Source organism: Streptomyces sp. Je 1-4 4N24, assembly GCF_026239515.1.
GTDB classification, from domain to species: domain Bacteria; phylum Actinomycetota; class Actinomycetes; order Streptomycetales; family Streptomycetaceae; genus Streptomyces; species Streptomyces nigrescens.
This window is the reverse complement of sequence record NZ_CP110836.1, coordinates 5,752,743-5,768,931: the sequence shown is the minus strand read 5'-3', so window position 1 is coordinate 5,768,931 and position 16,189 is coordinate 5,752,743. Positions and strand designations below refer to the sequence as shown.

Annotated in this window: 11 protein-coding genes; 2 read left to right on the top strand and 9 right to left on the bottom strand. The window is 72.9% G+C overall.

All coding sequences use genetic code 11. The annotated features are described in order from the left end of the window. Positions 1 to 310 precede the first annotated feature (310 nt). From SLV14N_RS25240 to SLV14N_RS25210, 7 genes are all read right to left on the bottom strand, one after another. The gene (locus tag SLV14N_RS25240; RefSeq protein ID WP_208683828.1) at positions 311 to 2,641 is read right to left on the bottom strand and encodes a xanthine dehydrogenase family protein molybdopterin-binding subunit; all 2,331 of its coding nucleotides are present in this window, start codon (positions 2,639 to 2,641) and stop codon (positions 311 to 313) included. A gap of 73 nt (positions 2,642 to 2,714) precedes the next feature. Continuing rightward, the gene (locus SLV14N_RS25235; protein ID WP_263271173.1) at positions 2,715 to 4,964 is read right to left on the bottom strand and encodes a 2Fe-2S iron-sulfur cluster-binding protein; all 2,250 of its coding nucleotides are present in this window, start codon (positions 4,962 to 4,964) and stop codon (positions 2,715 to 2,717) included. Beyond that, the gene (locus SLV14N_RS25230; protein WP_208683824.1) at positions 4,961 to 5,857 is read right to left on the bottom strand and encodes a xanthine dehydrogenase family protein subunit M; all 897 of its coding nucleotides are present in this window, start codon (positions 5,855 to 5,857) and stop codon (positions 4,961 to 4,963) included. Before SLV14N_RS25230 ends, SLV14N_RS25235 begins: the two co-directional genes overlap by 4 nt. Positions 5,858 to 6,179: 322 nt before the next feature. Beyond that, positions 6,180 to 7,835, bottom strand: coding sequence for a beta-N-acetylhexosaminidase (locus SLV14N_RS25225; protein WP_263271172.1), 1,656 nt, complete (start codon positions 7,833 to 7,835; stop codon positions 6,180 to 6,182). A gap of 756 nt (positions 7,836 to 8,591) precedes the next feature. Continuing rightward, entirely contained in the window at positions 8,592 to 8,885 is a 294-nt protein-coding gene (locus tag SLV14N_RS25220) for a DUF3039 domain-containing protein (protein WP_026169910.1), read from the bottom strand. A 357-nt stretch (positions 8,886 to 9,242) separates the two neighbouring features. Then, positions 9,243 to 9,923: a hypothetical protein gene (locus tag SLV14N_RS25215; RefSeq protein ID WP_026169909.1), complete on the bottom strand. Its 681-nt coding sequence runs from the start codon at positions 9,921 to 9,923 to the stop codon at positions 9,243 to 9,245. Between the two features lie 227 nt (positions 9,924 to 10,150). Further along, positions 10,151 to 10,822, bottom strand: coding sequence for a YqgE/AlgH family protein (locus tag SLV14N_RS25210; RefSeq protein WP_018091262.1), 672 nt, complete (start codon positions 10,820 to 10,822; stop codon positions 10,151 to 10,153). 296 nt (positions 10,823 to 11,118) lie between these two features. Here SLV14N_RS25210 and murA point away from each other — a divergent pair, with 296 nt between their 5' ends. Both murA and SLV14N_RS25200 read left to right on the top strand, forming a co-directional pair. Beyond that, entirely contained in the window at positions 11,119 to 12,465 is a 1,347-nt protein-coding gene (murA, locus tag SLV14N_RS25205) for a UDP-N-acetylglucosamine 1-carboxyvinyltransferase (protein WP_018091261.1), read from the top strand. 190 nt (positions 12,466 to 12,655) lie between these two features. Continuing rightward, a complete protein-coding gene (locus tag SLV14N_RS25200) occupies positions 12,656 to 13,900 on the top strand; it encodes a serine hydrolase (RefSeq protein WP_263271170.1) in 1,245 nt (414 codons plus the stop codon). Between the two features lie 149 nt (positions 13,901 to 14,049). Here SLV14N_RS25200 and SLV14N_RS25195 read toward each other — a convergent pair whose 3' ends face one another. Both SLV14N_RS25195 and SLV14N_RS25190 read right to left on the bottom strand, forming a co-directional pair. Beyond that, on the bottom strand, positions 14,050 to 14,331 hold the full coding sequence (locus tag SLV14N_RS25195) for an HU family DNA-binding protein (protein ID WP_006605312.1): 282 nt from the start codon (positions 14,329 to 14,331) through the stop codon (positions 14,050 to 14,052). Between the two features lie 307 nt (positions 14,332 to 14,638). Beyond that, positions 14,639 to 16,072, bottom strand: coding sequence for an NAD-dependent malic enzyme (locus SLV14N_RS25190; protein WP_018091259.1), 1,434 nt, complete (start codon positions 16,070 to 16,072; stop codon positions 14,639 to 14,641). Positions 16,073 to 16,189: the final 117 nt, after the last annotated feature.

Here is a 16,189-nt window from a genome sequence, read left to right as displayed (position 1 = left end):
CGCAGGTCATCGACCGATCGCCGCAGCAACGCGCAGGAGGCACACGCGCACGAGGCCCACGCCCGGCCCTGAACCGATGCGCAGCCGCTCACCTACGCCGATCGGCGGCACAGCCACCGGCTGCGCCGAACCGCTGCGCGGGCGCCGCCCCGCGAGCAGCTGCCCCTCCGAACCGGGGCACGACAGGGCCCCCGCCAACCCCAGAAGGACCGCAGCCGACAGCCAACGGCCACCCCCCAAAGGCACGCGACCAACCGGCAACCCCAAAAGGCGCGCAGCGCAGCCCCCAGTCGCCCCAGCCCCGTGAGCCCTACTGCTGCACCACCTGCGCCACCGCCGCCTGCGGGCGGATCGGGAGGCGGCCGATGGGGCGGCCGGTGGCGGCGCGGACCGCGGAGGCCACGGCGGCCGGTGCGGTGACGACCGGGACCGCGCTGGCGGGCTTGGCGCCGAAGGGGGCGACCACATCGCGCTCCTCGACGAGCTTGACGATGCGGATCTCCGGAGCGTCCAGGGCGGTCGGCAGCGCATAGCCGGTCAGGTCGGGGTGGCGGACCTGGCCGCGGGTGGTGCGCAGGTTCTCCATCAGGGCGGCGCCCATGCCCTGGGTGACCCCGGCCTCGATACGGGCCCGCAGCTGGCGGGGGTTGAGCACCCGGCCCACGTCCTGGGCGACGGTCATCTCCACCACCCGGATGGTGCCGAGCTCGATGTCGACATCGGCGACGCAGCGGATCGCGCAGAAGGCGAGTCCCACGAACGCATCGCCCTGGCCGCCCTCGTCCAGCGGCTCCGTCGGATGCGGCCGGCACTGGGCGGTGGCCCACAGCTCCTTGCCGTCCAGCGCCTCGGAAACGGTGGTACTGAGCACCCCGTCGTAAGAGGTGATCTTGCCGTCGTTGATCTGCAGCAGCTCGGTGGACATCCCGAACTTGTGGGCCAGCGGCTGCAGCAGCTGGGTACGGACCATCTTGGCGGCACGCTCGACGGCGCCGCCGGAGACCCAGGTGTGCCGCCCGTGGCAGGCCGGCCCGGCCGGCGGCTGGTCGGTGTCGACGCCCGCGACATGCACTTCCTCGATGCCGAGCGTCTCCTGCACGATCTGCCGCGCCAGCGTGGAGAACCCGGAGCCGGTCTCGACGGCTGCGCAGATGACGGTGGCGACCGAGCCGCTGACCTTGACGGTCGCGGTGGAGACCTCGTCGGTGCCCTCCGCGCCCAGCATGTGCACCATGCCCAGGCCATAGCCGACGCCGCGGCGTACCGCGCCCGGCTCGCCCGCCCCTTCCGGCCCGCCCGGCAGCAGCCACTCCGCTTCGGGCGCGTCCTTGGGCAGCTCGGGAAGCGGCGCTTCCTTGACGGCGTGCAGGAGTTCGGCGACCGGGGCGGGGCAGGTCACGGTCTGCCCCGTGGGCAGCAGATCGCCGGTGGCCATGACGTTGCGGAGCCGGATCTCGTCGGGCTCCAGGCCCAGCCGGGCGGCCAGCTTGTCCATCTGGCCCTCGTAGGCGGCACAGACCTGCATCGCGCCCTCGCCGCGCACATGGCCGGACGGCGGGTTGTTGGTGCGCACCGCCCAGCCGTCGACAACGGCGTGCGGGACGACATACGGGCCGCAGGAGAAGGAGACGGCGGCGGCGAGCGCATCGGCCGAGGTGTCGGCGTAGGCGCCGGCGTCCATGAGGATCTGTGCCTCCACCTTGACCAGCTTGCCGTCGGCGTCCGCGTGGTGGCGGTAGCGCAGCAGCGTGGGGTGGCGGTGGGCGTGCGAGAGGAAGGACTCCTCCCGGGTGGCGGCGAGCTTGACGGGGCAGCCCGTACGCAGCGCCAGCAGTCCGAGCGAGAGCTGGATGCCGGGGTCCTCGCGGTCGGCGGTGGCGCCGGGGACGCCGGTCACCACGACCTTGACCTGCTCCGGTTCGAGGCCGAAGGAGGCGGCGGCCAGATCGCGGTCGGTGTGCGGGTCCGTGGAGGCGGTGTAGATCTCCACGCCGCCATCGGGGCGCGGCACCGCGAGCCCGGCCTCGGCCCCGATGGGCGCCGGGTCCTGCCGGCCGATCCGGTAGAGCCCCTCGACCATCACCTCGCCCATGGCCTCGGCGTCGCCGAAGCGGAGCGGGATGTGCCGGATGAGATTGCCGTCCGGGTGCAGCGGCTCGGCCTCGAAGGCCAGTTGGGGGTCGGTGACCGCGTCCAGGACCTCGTACTCGACGGCGATGGCGGCGGCGGCCAGCCGTGCCGTGTCGGGGTGCTCGGCGGCCACCGCGGCGATCGGCTCACCGTGGTGGCGGACCTCGTCCTTGGCGAACACCGGGCGGTCGGCGGTGCCCCGGCCGTGCCCCGCGTCACCGGGCACGTCCTCGTGCGTGACGACGACGCGCACGCCCGGCATCTCCACCGCGTGCTTGGTGTCGATGGACAGGATCCGCGCGCGCGGATGCGGCGAGCGCAGCACCGCGGCCCACAGCAGCCCTTCGGCCCACAGGTCGGCGGCGTACGGGAAGGTGCCCTCGGTCTTCGCCGGCGCGTCGGCGGGCGGCAGCGAGACGCCCAGGCCGTGCGGCGGCGGCTCCTCGGGGATCTGGACGCCCGCCGCGGGGGTCGCGGTAACGGCACCTGCGCCGTCGGACGTACCGCTCATGCCGAAACCTCGCTTCGCTCGGCCTCGCATTCGCTCAGCGCGCACCTCTCCATCGTTCGCTCGCTGCGCTCGCTCATGCAGGGCCTCCCGGGTGCGGATCCTGGTCGTGCGGGGCGTGGCCCGTCTCGTCGGCGGGCCCCGCCTGGTGGGGAATACGGGCGGTGTCCGCGGGCGCCGCCCCGTCCGGTTCGTCCGCGGGCGCATAGGCGGCCTCGGCGGCCTCCGCACGGGCCTTGACGACCTCGTCGACGGCGTCCAGCACACCCCGGTAGCCGGAGCAGCGGCACAGGTTGCCGCACAGCGCCTTGCGGGTCTCCAGCTCGCTGGGGGCGTGGTTGCCCTCCAGGAGGTCGTGGACGGTCATCGCCATCCCCGGTACGCAGAAGCCGCACTGCACGGCACCGGACGCGGCGAGCGCGCACTGCACGTCGGAGGGCACACCGTTCTCGGCGAGCCCCTCGACGGTACGGACCTCGCTGCCCGCCGTGGTGGCGGCGGGTACCAGGCAGGACGCCACCAGCCGGCCGTCCACCTGGACGGAACAGGCCCCGCACTCGCCCTGTGAGCAGCCGTCCTTGGCGCCGGCCAGACCGAGGCGCTCGCGCAGCACGTAGAGCAGTGACTCGCCGATCCAGGCGTCGGTGACCGGCCGGTCGATGCCGTTCACCCGCAGGACGTAGGAGGAGGCGGGGTGTTCGTCGTGGTCGTCGAAGCCGGGATCGGCCGCCAGGTCGGAGGCGTGCGCGGCGGCGAGCCCGTCGACGAGGCCGGTGGACTCCCCGGGGCCCGCGTCAGCGCCTGTGGGCTCCCCGGTCCCCGTGCGCTCCTCGGCAGCGGCGGGGTCCCCGCCACCGGTGTGCTCGGCGTCGCCGGGGGGACCGGCGGCGTCGGTGGTGTCGTGCGGCGCGGCGCCCTCGTCCGTGGTGTCCACGGGGCCGGCGGGGCCGGTGAGGTCCACGGGCTCGCCGGGCTCGCCGGACCCGGTGGGCGCACCGGGCTCCGCTGTCTCCGTGCTCTCCGTGGTCCTCGCGGTCTCCGTGCTCTCCATAGGAGCGTCCGCCGCTCCGTCGGCCTCCGGCACGGCGGGCGAGGCGGGCGCCAGGTGCCCGGCCGCGTCGGCGAGCGCGAACTCGCCGGAGTGCTCCTGCTGTTCGCCCTCGGCAACCGGGATCGACCAGTTGCCCGCGCCGGGCGCGTCCGCAGTGCCGTCGGGACGGTCCGCCGCCTCCTGCTGGTGCATCGCCTCCCGCTGGTGCGGCGCCCCGTCGTGCGGCGGCTGCGCCGTCTCCGCGGCCGGCGGCCACTGGGCGAGCGCATCGGCCGGCAGCGACCAGTGCCCGGTCGCGTCGCCCGCCGCGGCGTTCCGCCCGCCCGCGCCCGTGGCGTACGGGTCACCGGCCGACGGACCGCCGTCTCCGGGCCGTTCGCCGCCCCGCTCGGCGCCGTGGCCCGGGAGGCCGCGCTCGTGCGCGTACGGGTCGCCTGCAGGGCCGCCGAAGGGGTCGTGGACCGCTCCGCCGTGCCCCGTCTCCCGCGGCTCAGCGGGGTGCGTCTCCGGCGCGCTCGTGGCGCTCAGCCCGGCGGTGAAGTTCCAGTGCCCGGTCCCGGCGGCCCCGCCGGTGTCCGCCGCGCTCCCGGCGTCGCCGTACGCACCGGACCCCGGGTATCCGCCGCCGTGGTAGCCCGCGGCGACACCATGCCCTGGATGCCCCGGATGGCCCGAATGGCCGGGGAGGCCCGGGTGGCCACCCGTAAGTCCCGTATGGCCCGTCAGGCCGTCGTCGCCGACCAGGTACTCGCCGGATTCCTCCAGGCCGTCGTCCGCCGCCGCGGGGACCGACCAGGCTCCGGTGCCACCCGCCTCGGGGCTGCCCGCCACGGGCCACTCCACGGTGTCGCCGCCCCACGGCTGGGCCGCCTCGGGCGCGCCGCCCTGGTAGCCCGCGGACGGGTCGTGGTGGGGTGCGTGCTCCGTATGGGCCGGGTATCCGGCGGTCGGGTCCGCGTAACCGGCCGAGGGGTCCGCGAAGGGCATCGTCCACTGGCCGGTGGACGACGGGTCGGTGCCCGTGTCCGCGACTGGCGGGGCGGTGTGCGAACTGAAGGAGGCCGGCGGGGTGTAGCCGTGGCCGGGTGCGGCGAGAGGCTCGGGGCCCGGGGTGTTGTACCGGGGCGATCCACCGCCGTAGACCCCGGTGGTGAAGCCCTCCGGGAGCTGCACGAAGGCCGTCGCCTCCGACTCGTACTCGCCGCCCTGGGGCAGCGGCTGCCAGCCCTGGTCGGGGTGCGGCTGGTACGGATGGCGGTTGTCTGCGTCGCTCATGAGAGCGCCCTCCCAAGTGCGCGGCGGGCCAACGCTGCCACCGTACGGCGCAGGTGCAGTGCGGCCGGCGGCAGGGTGGCCGGTTCCGAACCGTCCTCGGGCGGTGCCGGGTCCGGGATGCAGGCGGCCGCGACATAGTCGCCGAAGGCCGTCAGCGCCTCGGGCACCAGGCCGCGTTCGCCGTCCCAGTCGATGAGCGAGGCCACCCACTGCTCGGCCTCCAGGGGGCGCAGCGGCATGGCGGCGACCGCGCCCACCGCGCAGCGCACACCGCGCCTGGCCGGGTCCAGGACGAGTGCCACCGAGGCGGTGGCACGGCCGGGGCCGGTGCGGCCGGTCGCCTTCAGGAACGTCTGCGGGGCGTGCAGCAGCGGCACCCGTACGAAGCCGACGAGTTCGCCGGGGCTCAGCATCTCCCGGCCGGCCAGGAGGTGGCTGACCGGGATCTCGCGGCGGCTGCCCCCGGGACCGGCGATGATCACCGTGGCTTCCAGGGCGGCGAGCACCGGGAGGGTGTCACCCGTAGGGGCGGAGGTCACGATGTTGCCGCCGAGGGTGCCGGCGTTGCGGACCTGCGGCGGACCGGCCGCGCGGGCGGCGGCGGCCAGTCCGGGGATCAGGGCGGCGAAGTCGGGGCGTCCCATACGGGCGAGGGTGAGGCCGGCGCCGAGCAGCGCATGGCCGTCCAGGTACTGCCAGCCGCGGATCTCGCTGATGCGGCCGAGGCCCACCAGGGCTGCGGGTCTGAGGAGTCCGGCGTTGACCGCCGCCATGAGATCGGTGCCGCCCGCGACGGGCACGGCGGCAGGCATGTCCGTCAGCGCCGCCACCGCCTCGTCGAGCGAGGCCGGCAACGTCACCGTGTGCGACGCGTGCGGTGCGTGCGTGGTCAAGCCAGCTGCCCCTTCCCCGGTGTCCCGGCAGTTCCGCTCCGCCGTACGGTACGTGCTCACAGCCCGGACGTGGCAACTCTGGCACATCTTCCCGGGCCCTCGGCGCGAGGGTCCACGAAGGGACGATCCGTCCCCGAACAGGCTGCTGGTCCGGTTTCGTCCGCCACCACGGCGCGGAACTGCGGTGCGGTGCGTCGGCGGAGGCGTCCGGCGGGGCGCACACCGTCGTTGCGACGGCGGTCGGTACGGCGTACGGGGGAACCGCCGCACCGCACCACCGTCCCAGGGACCGGCCGTACGAGCGCCCTCCTTGCACCAGGGCTCACACGTTTGGGGGCGCTCCGTCGATCGGGCGTCCGAGCACCCCGGGGCGTTTCTGCCAGGGGAGGGGGCCGCCGGGCGGGCGGTAGCCGACGCCGAGGGCATCGAGGCGGGTGTAGTGGGCAGCCATCCGCCGGGTGAAGTCCTGGTAGTCGCGGTCGGCCGGGGCGAGCAGCCGCGACCAGGCGACCTCGGCGAAGGCGGCCAGCCGGGGAAAGACCTGGTAGTCGAGGCGCTGCTGACTGTCCATGGCCTCGGTCCAGGCGTTGGCCTGGGTGCCCAGGACATGCGCGGCCTGATCGGCCGTGAGCTCCGGTGGTACCGGCTCGAAGCGGTAGACGTCCTCCAGGGTCCGTACGAAGCCGATCGGCACCGGCTCGTCCGGGGAGGGGTGCTGACGGTGATCCAAATACACCTGCTGTTCGGGGCACATGACGACGTCATGGCCGGATTTCGCCGCTGCGATACCGCCCGCGTAGCCGCGCCAGGAGGAGACGGCGGCCCCCGGGGCCAGTCCGCCTTCCAGGATTTCGTCCCAGCCGATCAGCCGCCGGCCGCGGTCGGCGAGCCAGCGGTCGAAGTGCCGGATGAACCAGCTCTGCAGCTCGTCCTCGCCGGCCAGCGACAGTTCGGCGATCCGCGCCTGGGCGGTGGCGGAGGCCCGCCACTGGTCCTTGGGGCACTCGTCGCCGCCGATGTGCACGAACGGCGAGGGGAAGAGGCCGAGGACCTCCTCGAGCACGTGCTCGTAGAACCGCAGGGTGTTGTCGGTGGGGGCCAGTACGTTGGGGTTGACGCCCCAGGTGTCCCAGACCTTCAGGGAGGTGGTGTCGATGACGTCGGTGTTGCCGAGCTCGGGGTACGCGGCGATGGCGGCCTGCGAGTGTCCGGGGACGTCGATCTCGGGCACGACGGTGATATGCCGCTGGGCGGCGTAGGCGACGATCTCGCGGATGTCGTCCTGGGTGTAGTAGCCGCCGTGCGGGCGCTCGTCCCACAACGGGGAGGCCCGGTGCCCGAGTTTGGTGCGCTCCCGCCAGGCGCCGACCTCGGTCAGCTTCGGATAGCGCCTGATCTCGATCCGCCAGCCCTGGTCGTCGGTGAGGTGGAGGTGCAGGACGTTCAGCTTGTGGGCGGCGAGCAGGTCGAGATACCGCAGCACCCCCTCCTTGGGCAGGAAGTGCCGGGCGACGTCGAGCAGCATGCCGCGCCAGGCGAAGCGGGGGCCGTCCTGGATGGTCTGCTGCGGCAGGACGGCCGCGCGCTCCGGTGCGAGCGGCGCCCGGCGGAAGGCGTGCGGGCCGAGCAGCTGCCGCAGCGTCTGCGCTCCCCAGAAGACACCGGCCGGGCCGCCGCCGGTGATCCGTACGCCCCAACGGGCGTCGGCCGCCAGCTGGTAGCCCTCCGGGGGCAGGGCGGGGTCGAGGGCCAGGGCGAGGGCGTCCGTCGCCCTGCCGGAGCCGGGCGGCAGCGGCAGGCCGAAGGCCGCGCCCAGGGTGGCGCGCAGCCAGCGCGCGGTGTCCTCGGTGCCGGGTTCGGCCGCCAACGCGGTGTCCTCGCCCAGGCGGACGGCGCTGCGGTAGGGCCCGTCGATGCTCAGCGGCGCCGGGACCAGGCCGCCACCCGGTGCCGTGGGGGTGGGTTCCGTCTCGGGCATGCCGTCCGTCCTTCACCGCCGGGGACCGCCCAGGACCGGTCCGGCCTGTACGAGTACGCAGATACGCATACGCAGTGACGAGCGCGCAGATACAGGTGCGCAGATTGCAGATACGGGTGCGCGGAAGCGAAGACCAGCACGGGGGTGGTGGTCACGGGCGATGCTGCCATGTTCCCGCGCCGTTCGTCCCGTCCGGCGTGCGGAAGACCGGCCGCGCCGTTGCGGGGCGGAGTGCTCGGTGGCGCCGGTGCGGCAGACCGGGCGCACGGGAGTGCCGTGGTGGCGGGGCGGAGTCGACCGGCGCACGGAGGGGCAGGCGGTTCACAGTGGCGGTAACGGTGGCGGTGGCCGTGACGCGGGCAGCGCAATTCCGGGACGCTCATGGGTGGCTGTGCGCCCGGGGCGCCGGAACCTCGGCCGCGCGTCCGACCCGGGAAGCGGCTGCGGGCCGTGCGGCCCCCGTTCACCCAGGAGCCCGGCCGGGCACGCGGACGGGAACCGGCCCGGACGTCGGCGCGGGCGTCGGCGACCGAGCCCCGGACGGCAACGCAGGCAGGCACGCGGAAGGGCCCGGTCCACGAAGGACCCGGGCCCGTACCCGAGGCGGGGTGCCGTCACCGCAGGACGACGGCTGTGTCCTGCGGCTCTTCGGCTCTGCTGTGCTCATACGGCTGCGCTTGCGCGACTGCGCTCGTGCGGCCGTGCCCGTGCGCTGACGGACGGGCAGGACCGGCCCGGTGGGACGGTCCGCGGCGGTTACTTCTTGCCGCCGTCCTTGCCGCCCTTGTCCTTGTCGCCACCGGCGCCCATGGACTCGAAGATCTCCTTGCACATGGGGCAGACCGGGTACTTCTTCGGGTCACGACCCGGGACCCAGACCTTGCCGCACAGCGCCACGACGGGGGTGCCGTCGAGCGCGCTGGCCATGATCTTGTCTTTCTGGACATAGTGGGCGAAGCGCTCGTGGTCGCCGTCGCCGTGCGACACCTGTGGTGTCGGCTCTACGAGGGTCCCCGTACCTGCCCCGCGCTCGGGCTCAAGAGTGCTCATAACAGCCAAGGGTACTCACGCGCGCCACAACCCGGGAGCCTCGGCCCACCGCCAGGTGGAGCGTCAGACCCGCCGCCGCCACCCCGGCGGCCCCCCAGGGCAGCGCGGACGGTGCCAACCCGGCCCCGAGCGCCAGCCCGCCGAGTGCCGAGCCGACCGCGCTGTCCAGGTAGCGGCACACCCACCCCGGCCTCCGCTACCTCCGCCTGAAGAACGCGCCGGCCGTGCCCGTCCATCTGGCACTGCCCGCCCGCGACGCCCATCCGCCGGCCGAGCGCTTCTCCGCCCTGGGCACCACGGACGCACCCGGCGGCCGGTGACCGGCCCCGCCCCGGGGCCGCCGGGAAGCCACCGTCCTCAGGAAGCGACCGCCATCCCGCCCCGGTCCCCGGCCGTCAGCCCCAGCTCCGTGGCGAAGGCCAGCGCGGCGTCCGGCCGGACCTCGTACCAGGTGTCCTGGCCGCAGACCGTGTCGAGGAGGGTGGCGATGTCCTGTGCGCCGACCGTGCGGGCCTCGGCGGCGGCGAGGAAGGCGCGCACCGCCGTCATCGCGTCGACCTCGGTCTCCGTGCGGGCCGCCAGGTCCTCGGCGATCTCCCGGATCGCGTCGTCACCGGGCGCGACCCAGCTCATGGCCGTCTCCAGGCCGTCGTCCGGCATCTTCTCGGGGTACGGCGCGCGGGCCCAGGCGCCGTCCTGCCACCAGTAGACGAAGCCGAAGAGATTGCCGGCGGCGTCCTCCCGCAGCTCCTCCCAGGGCAGCCACTCGGGGCCGCCGTCCAGGAAGTCGATCTGCCGGCCTCCGCTGTGCGTGTGACTCCCGTCGGAGTCCTGGCCGCACAGCAGGGCCCGGCCGTCCTCGAACATCTTCAGCCGCCACCAGTAGCTTCCACCGACGTTCCAGCACTGCAATCCCTGGTCGCTCCAGGAGAATTCGTCCCCGTCGTCCACGGCGGCCGCCACTACCGCCAGCGTCGCGGCGCGCGCCCACAGGCGCTCCGGGTGGTCCAGATCCTCGGGCACGCTCGGCCGGTGCATGGCCTCTCCCCGTTTGTCCAGCGCGGCCCCGCCGACGCGGCCGCGCACCGTCCCCTGTCATCCCGCACCATAGCGACGGGCACTGACATTTCCCCATGACGAAGCCGTCACAATAATCAAGTCGTCAACAAAATCCGGCCCGTGGCACCCGCCGCAGAATCCGGCCCGCGGCACACCCCGCCGCCTCCACCCCCGGCACCGGCCGCGCAGCGCGGCGCCACCCGGGTTCAGTTCAGCGACGGATCGTCCGGATAGGTGGCCACCATCGCCAGCTCGTTGCGCTGCCGGCGCAGCACCGCGCGCCACAGCTGCTCCGGGTCGGGCGAGGAGACATCGCCGGGCTCGGACTCGACCACGTACCAGGCGCCCTCGACCAGTTCGTCCTCCAGCTGGCCCGGCCCCCAGCCCGCGTACCCGGCGAAGATCCGCAGACTGCCCAGCACCGCCGCGAGCAGCTCCGGAGGGGCCTCCAGATCGACCAGACCGATTGCGCCGTGCACCCTGCGCCAGCCCAGCGGCTCGTCACCCGACTGCACGTCCGCCCGGTCCGCGGCCGGCACACCGGCCATCTCCGCGCCGTCATCCCGGGGGCGGGCGCCGCTGTCCACCGACGGGACCCCGCCCTCACCGGACAGCCCGCCCGGCACCACGGCCACCCCGAGCGCCGAGTCCAGCGACACCGGTCCGCCCTGGAAGACCACTCCTGGCTCACCGGCCAGCGAGGCCCAGGGTGCGAGGATGTCCGCGACGCCGACGGGGGTGGGACGGTTCAGGACCACGCCGAGGGAGCCCTCCTCGTCGTGGTCGAGGAGCAGCACCACCGCGCGGTCGAAGTTCGGATCGGCGAGCGCGGGGGTCGCGACAAGAAGCCGGCCTGTGAGCGAGGACACCTCGGTCATGGCCACATGATCCCGCACTTCTGCCCGGAGCGGGGAGTCAACGCCCGGACCCGTGCGAGAGCAGGGCAGGGCGTACGGCGGCAGCACCGGCGCACACCCTCCGCGCCGGACAGCCCTTTGGGGACATTCCCCTGCAATTCCCCCAAAGGGCGATTACAGAGCAAAGACTGATCGTAGCGGAGCGTGTTGTGACAAAGCCATTACATGCTCAAAGCGTGCACGGGCCTACGGGCACACCCTCCGCCGCCCTTACCATTTTGGCTTGGCCCCTGCCCGTCTCCAGGAACGCGAGATCCATGACCGTCTCTACTGACGACGTACTGCTTGTCCACGGCGGCACCCCGCTCGAGGGCGAGATCCGGGTTCGCGGCGCGAAGAACCTTGTGCCCAAGGCCATGGTCGCCGCCCTCCTCGGGAGCGGCCCCAGCCGACTGCGCAACGTGCCCGACATCCGCGACGTACGCGTGGTGCGCGGGCTGCTGCAGCTGCACGGCGTCACGGTGCGCCCGGGTGACGAGCCGGGCGAGCTGGTCCTCGACCCGTCCCACGTGGAGAGCGCCAACGTCGCGGACATCGATGCCCACGCGGGCTCCTCCCGGATCCCGATCCTGTTCTGCGGTCCGCTGCTGCACCGCCTCGGCCACGCCTTCATCCCCGGTCTGGGCGGCTGCGACATCGGCGGCCGGCCCGTGGACTTCCACTTCGACGTGCTGCGCCAGTTCGGCGCGACGATCGAGAAGCGCGCCGACGGGCAGTACCTGGAGGCCCCGCAGCGGCTGCGCGGCACCAAGATCCGGCTGCCGTACCCGTCGGTCGGCTCGACTGAGCAGGTGCTGCTGACCGCCGTCCTGGCCGAGGGCGTCACCGAGCTGTCGAACGCCGCCGTGGAGCCGGAGATCGAGGACCTCATCTGCGTACTGCAGAAGATGGGCGCGATCATCTCCATGGACACCGACCGGACGATCCGGATCACCGGTGTCGACAAACTCGACGGCTACACCCACCGCGCCCTCCCGGACCGCCTGGAGGCGGCCTCCTGGGCGTCCGCGGCGCTGGCCACCGAGGGCAACATCTACGTCCGCGGCGCGCAGCAGCGGTCGATGATGACCTTCCTCAACACCTTCCGCAAGGTCGGCGGTGCCTTCGAGATCGAGGACGAGGGCATCCGCTTCTGGCACCCGGGCGGTCTGCTCAACGCCATCGCCCTGGAGACCGACGTCCACCCCGGCTTCCAGACCGACTGGCAGCAGCCGCTGGTCGTCGCGCTGACCCAGGCGTCGGGCCTGTCGATCGTGCACGAGACGGTCTACGAGTCCCGGCTGGGCTTCACCTCCGCGCTCAACCAGATGGGCGCGCACATCCAGCTCTACCGCGAGTGCCTGGGCGGTTCCGCCTGCCGCTTCGGCCAGCGCAACTTCCTGCACTCCGCGGTCGTCTCCGGGCCCACCAAGCTGCAGGGCTCCGACCTGGTCATCCCCGACCTGCGCGGCGGCTTCTCGTACCTGATCGCGGCACTGGCGGCGCAGGGCACCTCCCGGGTGCACGGCATCGATCTGATCAACCGCGGCTACGAGAACTTCATGGAGAAGCTCGTGGAACTCGGCGCCGATGTCGAGCTGCCGAACGGCGCACTGCCCAACTGAGCGCGGACGGGGCGGCTTTGCGGCTCCGGGGCGGCGGCCCCGGAGCCGGCCATGACCACGCCGGCTCCCCCGGGCCGCCGGGGCCGCGCGCCGACAACTGGCGTACGGGCACGGGCCGGTGGAGAACCCGACGGCAGAACCGGACGCAGGCCGGATGGTCTCCGCACCTGCCCGCTCCTACCGTTGCCCCATGTCGATCACCACACACCTGAGGGCACGCCGGACAGCGGCCGTCCTTTCCGTCGCGCTCCTCACCACGCTTCTCCCCGCAGGCACCGCGGCGGCGGCCACCGTCCGGCCCTCCCGTCTCCAACAGGACGCCGACGCACTGCGGGACGCCGGCGTCACCGGCTTATCGGCCAGACTGGAAACCCCCCACGGGTTCCGCACCGTCCGCAGCGGAGTCGGCGATATCCACACCGGGCGGCCCGTCCCCGCTGACGGGTACCTGAGGATCGGCAGCACCACGAAGACGTTCGTCGCGACCGTGCTGCTCCAGCTCGCCGGCGAGGGACGGCTGTCGCTCACCGACACGGTGGACACCTGGCTGCCGGGCGTGGTCCGTGGCCACGGCAATGACGGCCGCCGGATCACCCTGCGGCAACTGCTCCGGCACACCAGCGGACTGCCCGACTACATCAAGGACGTCGTCCCGGAACCGGGCGCAGCGGGATACCGCCACCACCGCCGGACCGCCTACACCCCCGAGCAGCGCGTCGCCCTTGCCCTACGACACCCGCCCGCCTCTCCTCCCGGTACACGCTGGGAGTACTCCAACACCAACTACGTGCTCGCCGGCATGGTCATCAAGGCGGTCACGGGCCACTCCTGGGAGCAGGAGGTGCGGGACCGGATTCTGCGTCCCCTGCGGCTGGCACACACCCTCACGCCCGGAAACCGGCCGTTCCTGCCGGGCCCCCATGCCCGCAACTACCAGCAGTTCGAGCCGGACGGGCCGATGACCGACACCACGATCGCCTACCTCCCCTTCGACGGGGACGCCGACGGATCGATGATCAGTACGGCGGCGGACACCGGCAGGTTCTTCAGCGCGCTGGTGCGAGGAAAGCTCCTGGCACCCGCTCAGCTCGCCGAGATGCAACGGACGGTCGACATCCCCGACAGCCACGGCGGTCCCCCGGGTACCCGCGCCGGACTCGGCCTCGTCTGGACACCGCTGTCCTGCGGCGGCGGGTACTGGGGGCACGCCGGCACCGGGTTCGGCTACGTGATGTGGCCCGCCGTGACCCCGGACGGGCGGACCACCCTCACCGTCTCCACGCACAGCCGCCCCGGGGACAACGACACCGCCGTGCGCCAGATCCGGGGCGTCACCGACCTGGCCGACCACGCCCTGTGCGCCGCGCAGGACGGCCGTGACGGCCCCTTTGGCGGACGTGGACCCGGCGGACCTCCCGTTCGGCCGGGCCGTTGATCCGGGGCGGGCACAGGCCACCTCACGGGCACCGGAAGGCCAACGCGGGCCCAGGCCGTGCCCGTACGGCTCCGGCGCTCCCCCGCCGAACGCAGAAAGGCGGCCACCCCTGGAAGGGATGGCCGCCCTGTCATGCCGTGCTGAGGGTGTTACTTACCCTTGGCGGCTTCCTTGAGCTTGGAGCCCGCGGAGACCTTCACGCTGTAGCCGGCCGGGATCTGGATCGGGTCGCCGGTCTGCGGGTTGCGCGCGGTGCGAGCGGCACGGTGGGTGCGCTCGAAGGTCAGAAAGCCGGGGATGGTGACCTTCTCGTCGCCCTTGGCGACGACCTCGCCGGTCACCTCGGCGAGGGCGGCCAGAACGGCGTCGGCGTCCTTGCGGGTCACCTCGGCGCGATCGGCCAGAGCGGCCACCAGCTCACTGCGGTTCATGTTTGTACTCCCGTGTTCTTCTTGCCAATGAGGCGTGAGATCGAAGCCGATGCTGCCAGGGTCCTCGGACAGTCCCCGGACCCGGGTCTGGTGCCAGACCCTCGCGCCCGATTACGCATCCTGCCCCCACCTGCGGCGGTAAAGCCAATCCGGCACCCAGGAGGGTCACACGAAAAGCGCCACTGCCTCGTTAGTGGTGACGCTCCGTGTTATTCCCGCTCCGGGCCGGCCCCACAGGGCGGCGGTCGCTTGCTGCCCGCCACCCTATGGGGGCCCCAACGACGGCGTGTCCAGCGACGCGCCGTACTCAGACCGCCGTGGTGGCCGTCACAGCCGGGTCGCCGCTCTTCGCGGCCTCCCGGACCGCACCGGCCACCGCGCCCGCGACCTTCTCGTTGAAGACGCTGGGGATGATGTAGTTCGGGTTGACCTCGTCCTCCAGGACGACGTCCGCGAGCGCTCCGGCCGCGGCCAGCATCATCTCGGTGTTCACCGTACGGGAGTGGGCGTCCAGGAGGCCGCGGAAGACTCCGGGGAACACCAGGACGTTGTTGATCTGGTTCGGGAAGTCGGAGCGGCCGGTGGCCACGACGGCGGCGGTCTGCCGGGCGAGGGCCGGGTCGACCTCCGGGTCGGGGTTGGCGAGTGCGAACACGATCGCGCCTTCGGCCATCCTCGCGACATCGTCGCCGTCCAGGACGTTGGGGGCGGAGACGCCGATGAAGACGTCCGCGCCGACCACGGCCTCCTTGAGGGTGCCGGTGACGCCCTCGGGGTTGGTGTTGTCGGCGATCCAGCGCAGCGGCGAGTCCGGGTCGGCGTCGACCAGGTCCGTACGTCCGGCGTGCACCACGCCGTGGATGTCGGCGACGACGGCGTGCCGGACACCGGCGGCGATCAGCAGCTTGAGGATGGCGGTGCCGGCCGCACCGGCGCCGGACATCACGACCCGGACGTCGTCGATCTTCTTGCCGACGACGCGCAGCGCGTTGGTGAGCGCGGCGAGCACCACGATGGCGGTGCCGTGCTGGTCGTCGTGGAAGACGGGGATGTCCAGGGCCTCGCGCAGCCGTGCCTCGATCTCGAAGCAGCGGGGGGCGGAGATGTCCTCCAGGTTGATGCCGGCAAAGCCGGGGGCAATGGCCTTGACGATCTCCACGATCGCGTCGGTGTCCTGGGTGTCCAGGCACAGCGGCCAGGCGTCGATGCCGGCGAAGCGCTTGAAGAGGGCCGCCTTGCCCTCCATGACGGGCAGTGCGGCCTTGGGACCGATGTTGCCGAGGCCGAGGACGGCGGAGCCGTCGGTGACGACCGCGACGCTGTTGCGTTTGATGGTCAGCCGGCGGGCGTCCTCGGGGTTGTCGGCGATGGCCTGGCACACGCGGGCGACGCCCGGGGTGTAGATCATCGACAGGTCGTCACGGTTGCGGATGGGGTGCTTCGACGACATCTCGATCTTGCCGCCGAGGTGCATCAGGAACGTACGGTCGGAGACCTTGCCGAGCGAGACGCCCTCGATCGTGCGCAGCTGCTGGACGATCTCGTCGGCGTGGGCCGTGGAGGTCGCCGCGATAGTGACGTCGATGCGGAGCTTTTCGTGTCCGGACGCAGTGACGTCGAGGCCGGTCACCGAGCCTCCGTGGGACTCGACGGCCGTGGTGAGCTGGGAGACCGCGGTTCCGCTCGCGGGCACCTCCAGCCGGACCGTCATCGAGTAGGAGACGCTGGGCGCCGTTGCCATGGCCGACTTCCTCTGCTTTCACCGTGTGGCTGGATTTGCCGTCCGATCGTCGCACCTACCGCGGAGTACGCGGTAGCCGCCCGGCATTGAGAACGTTTTGTTCGCGGGCGGTGGCTA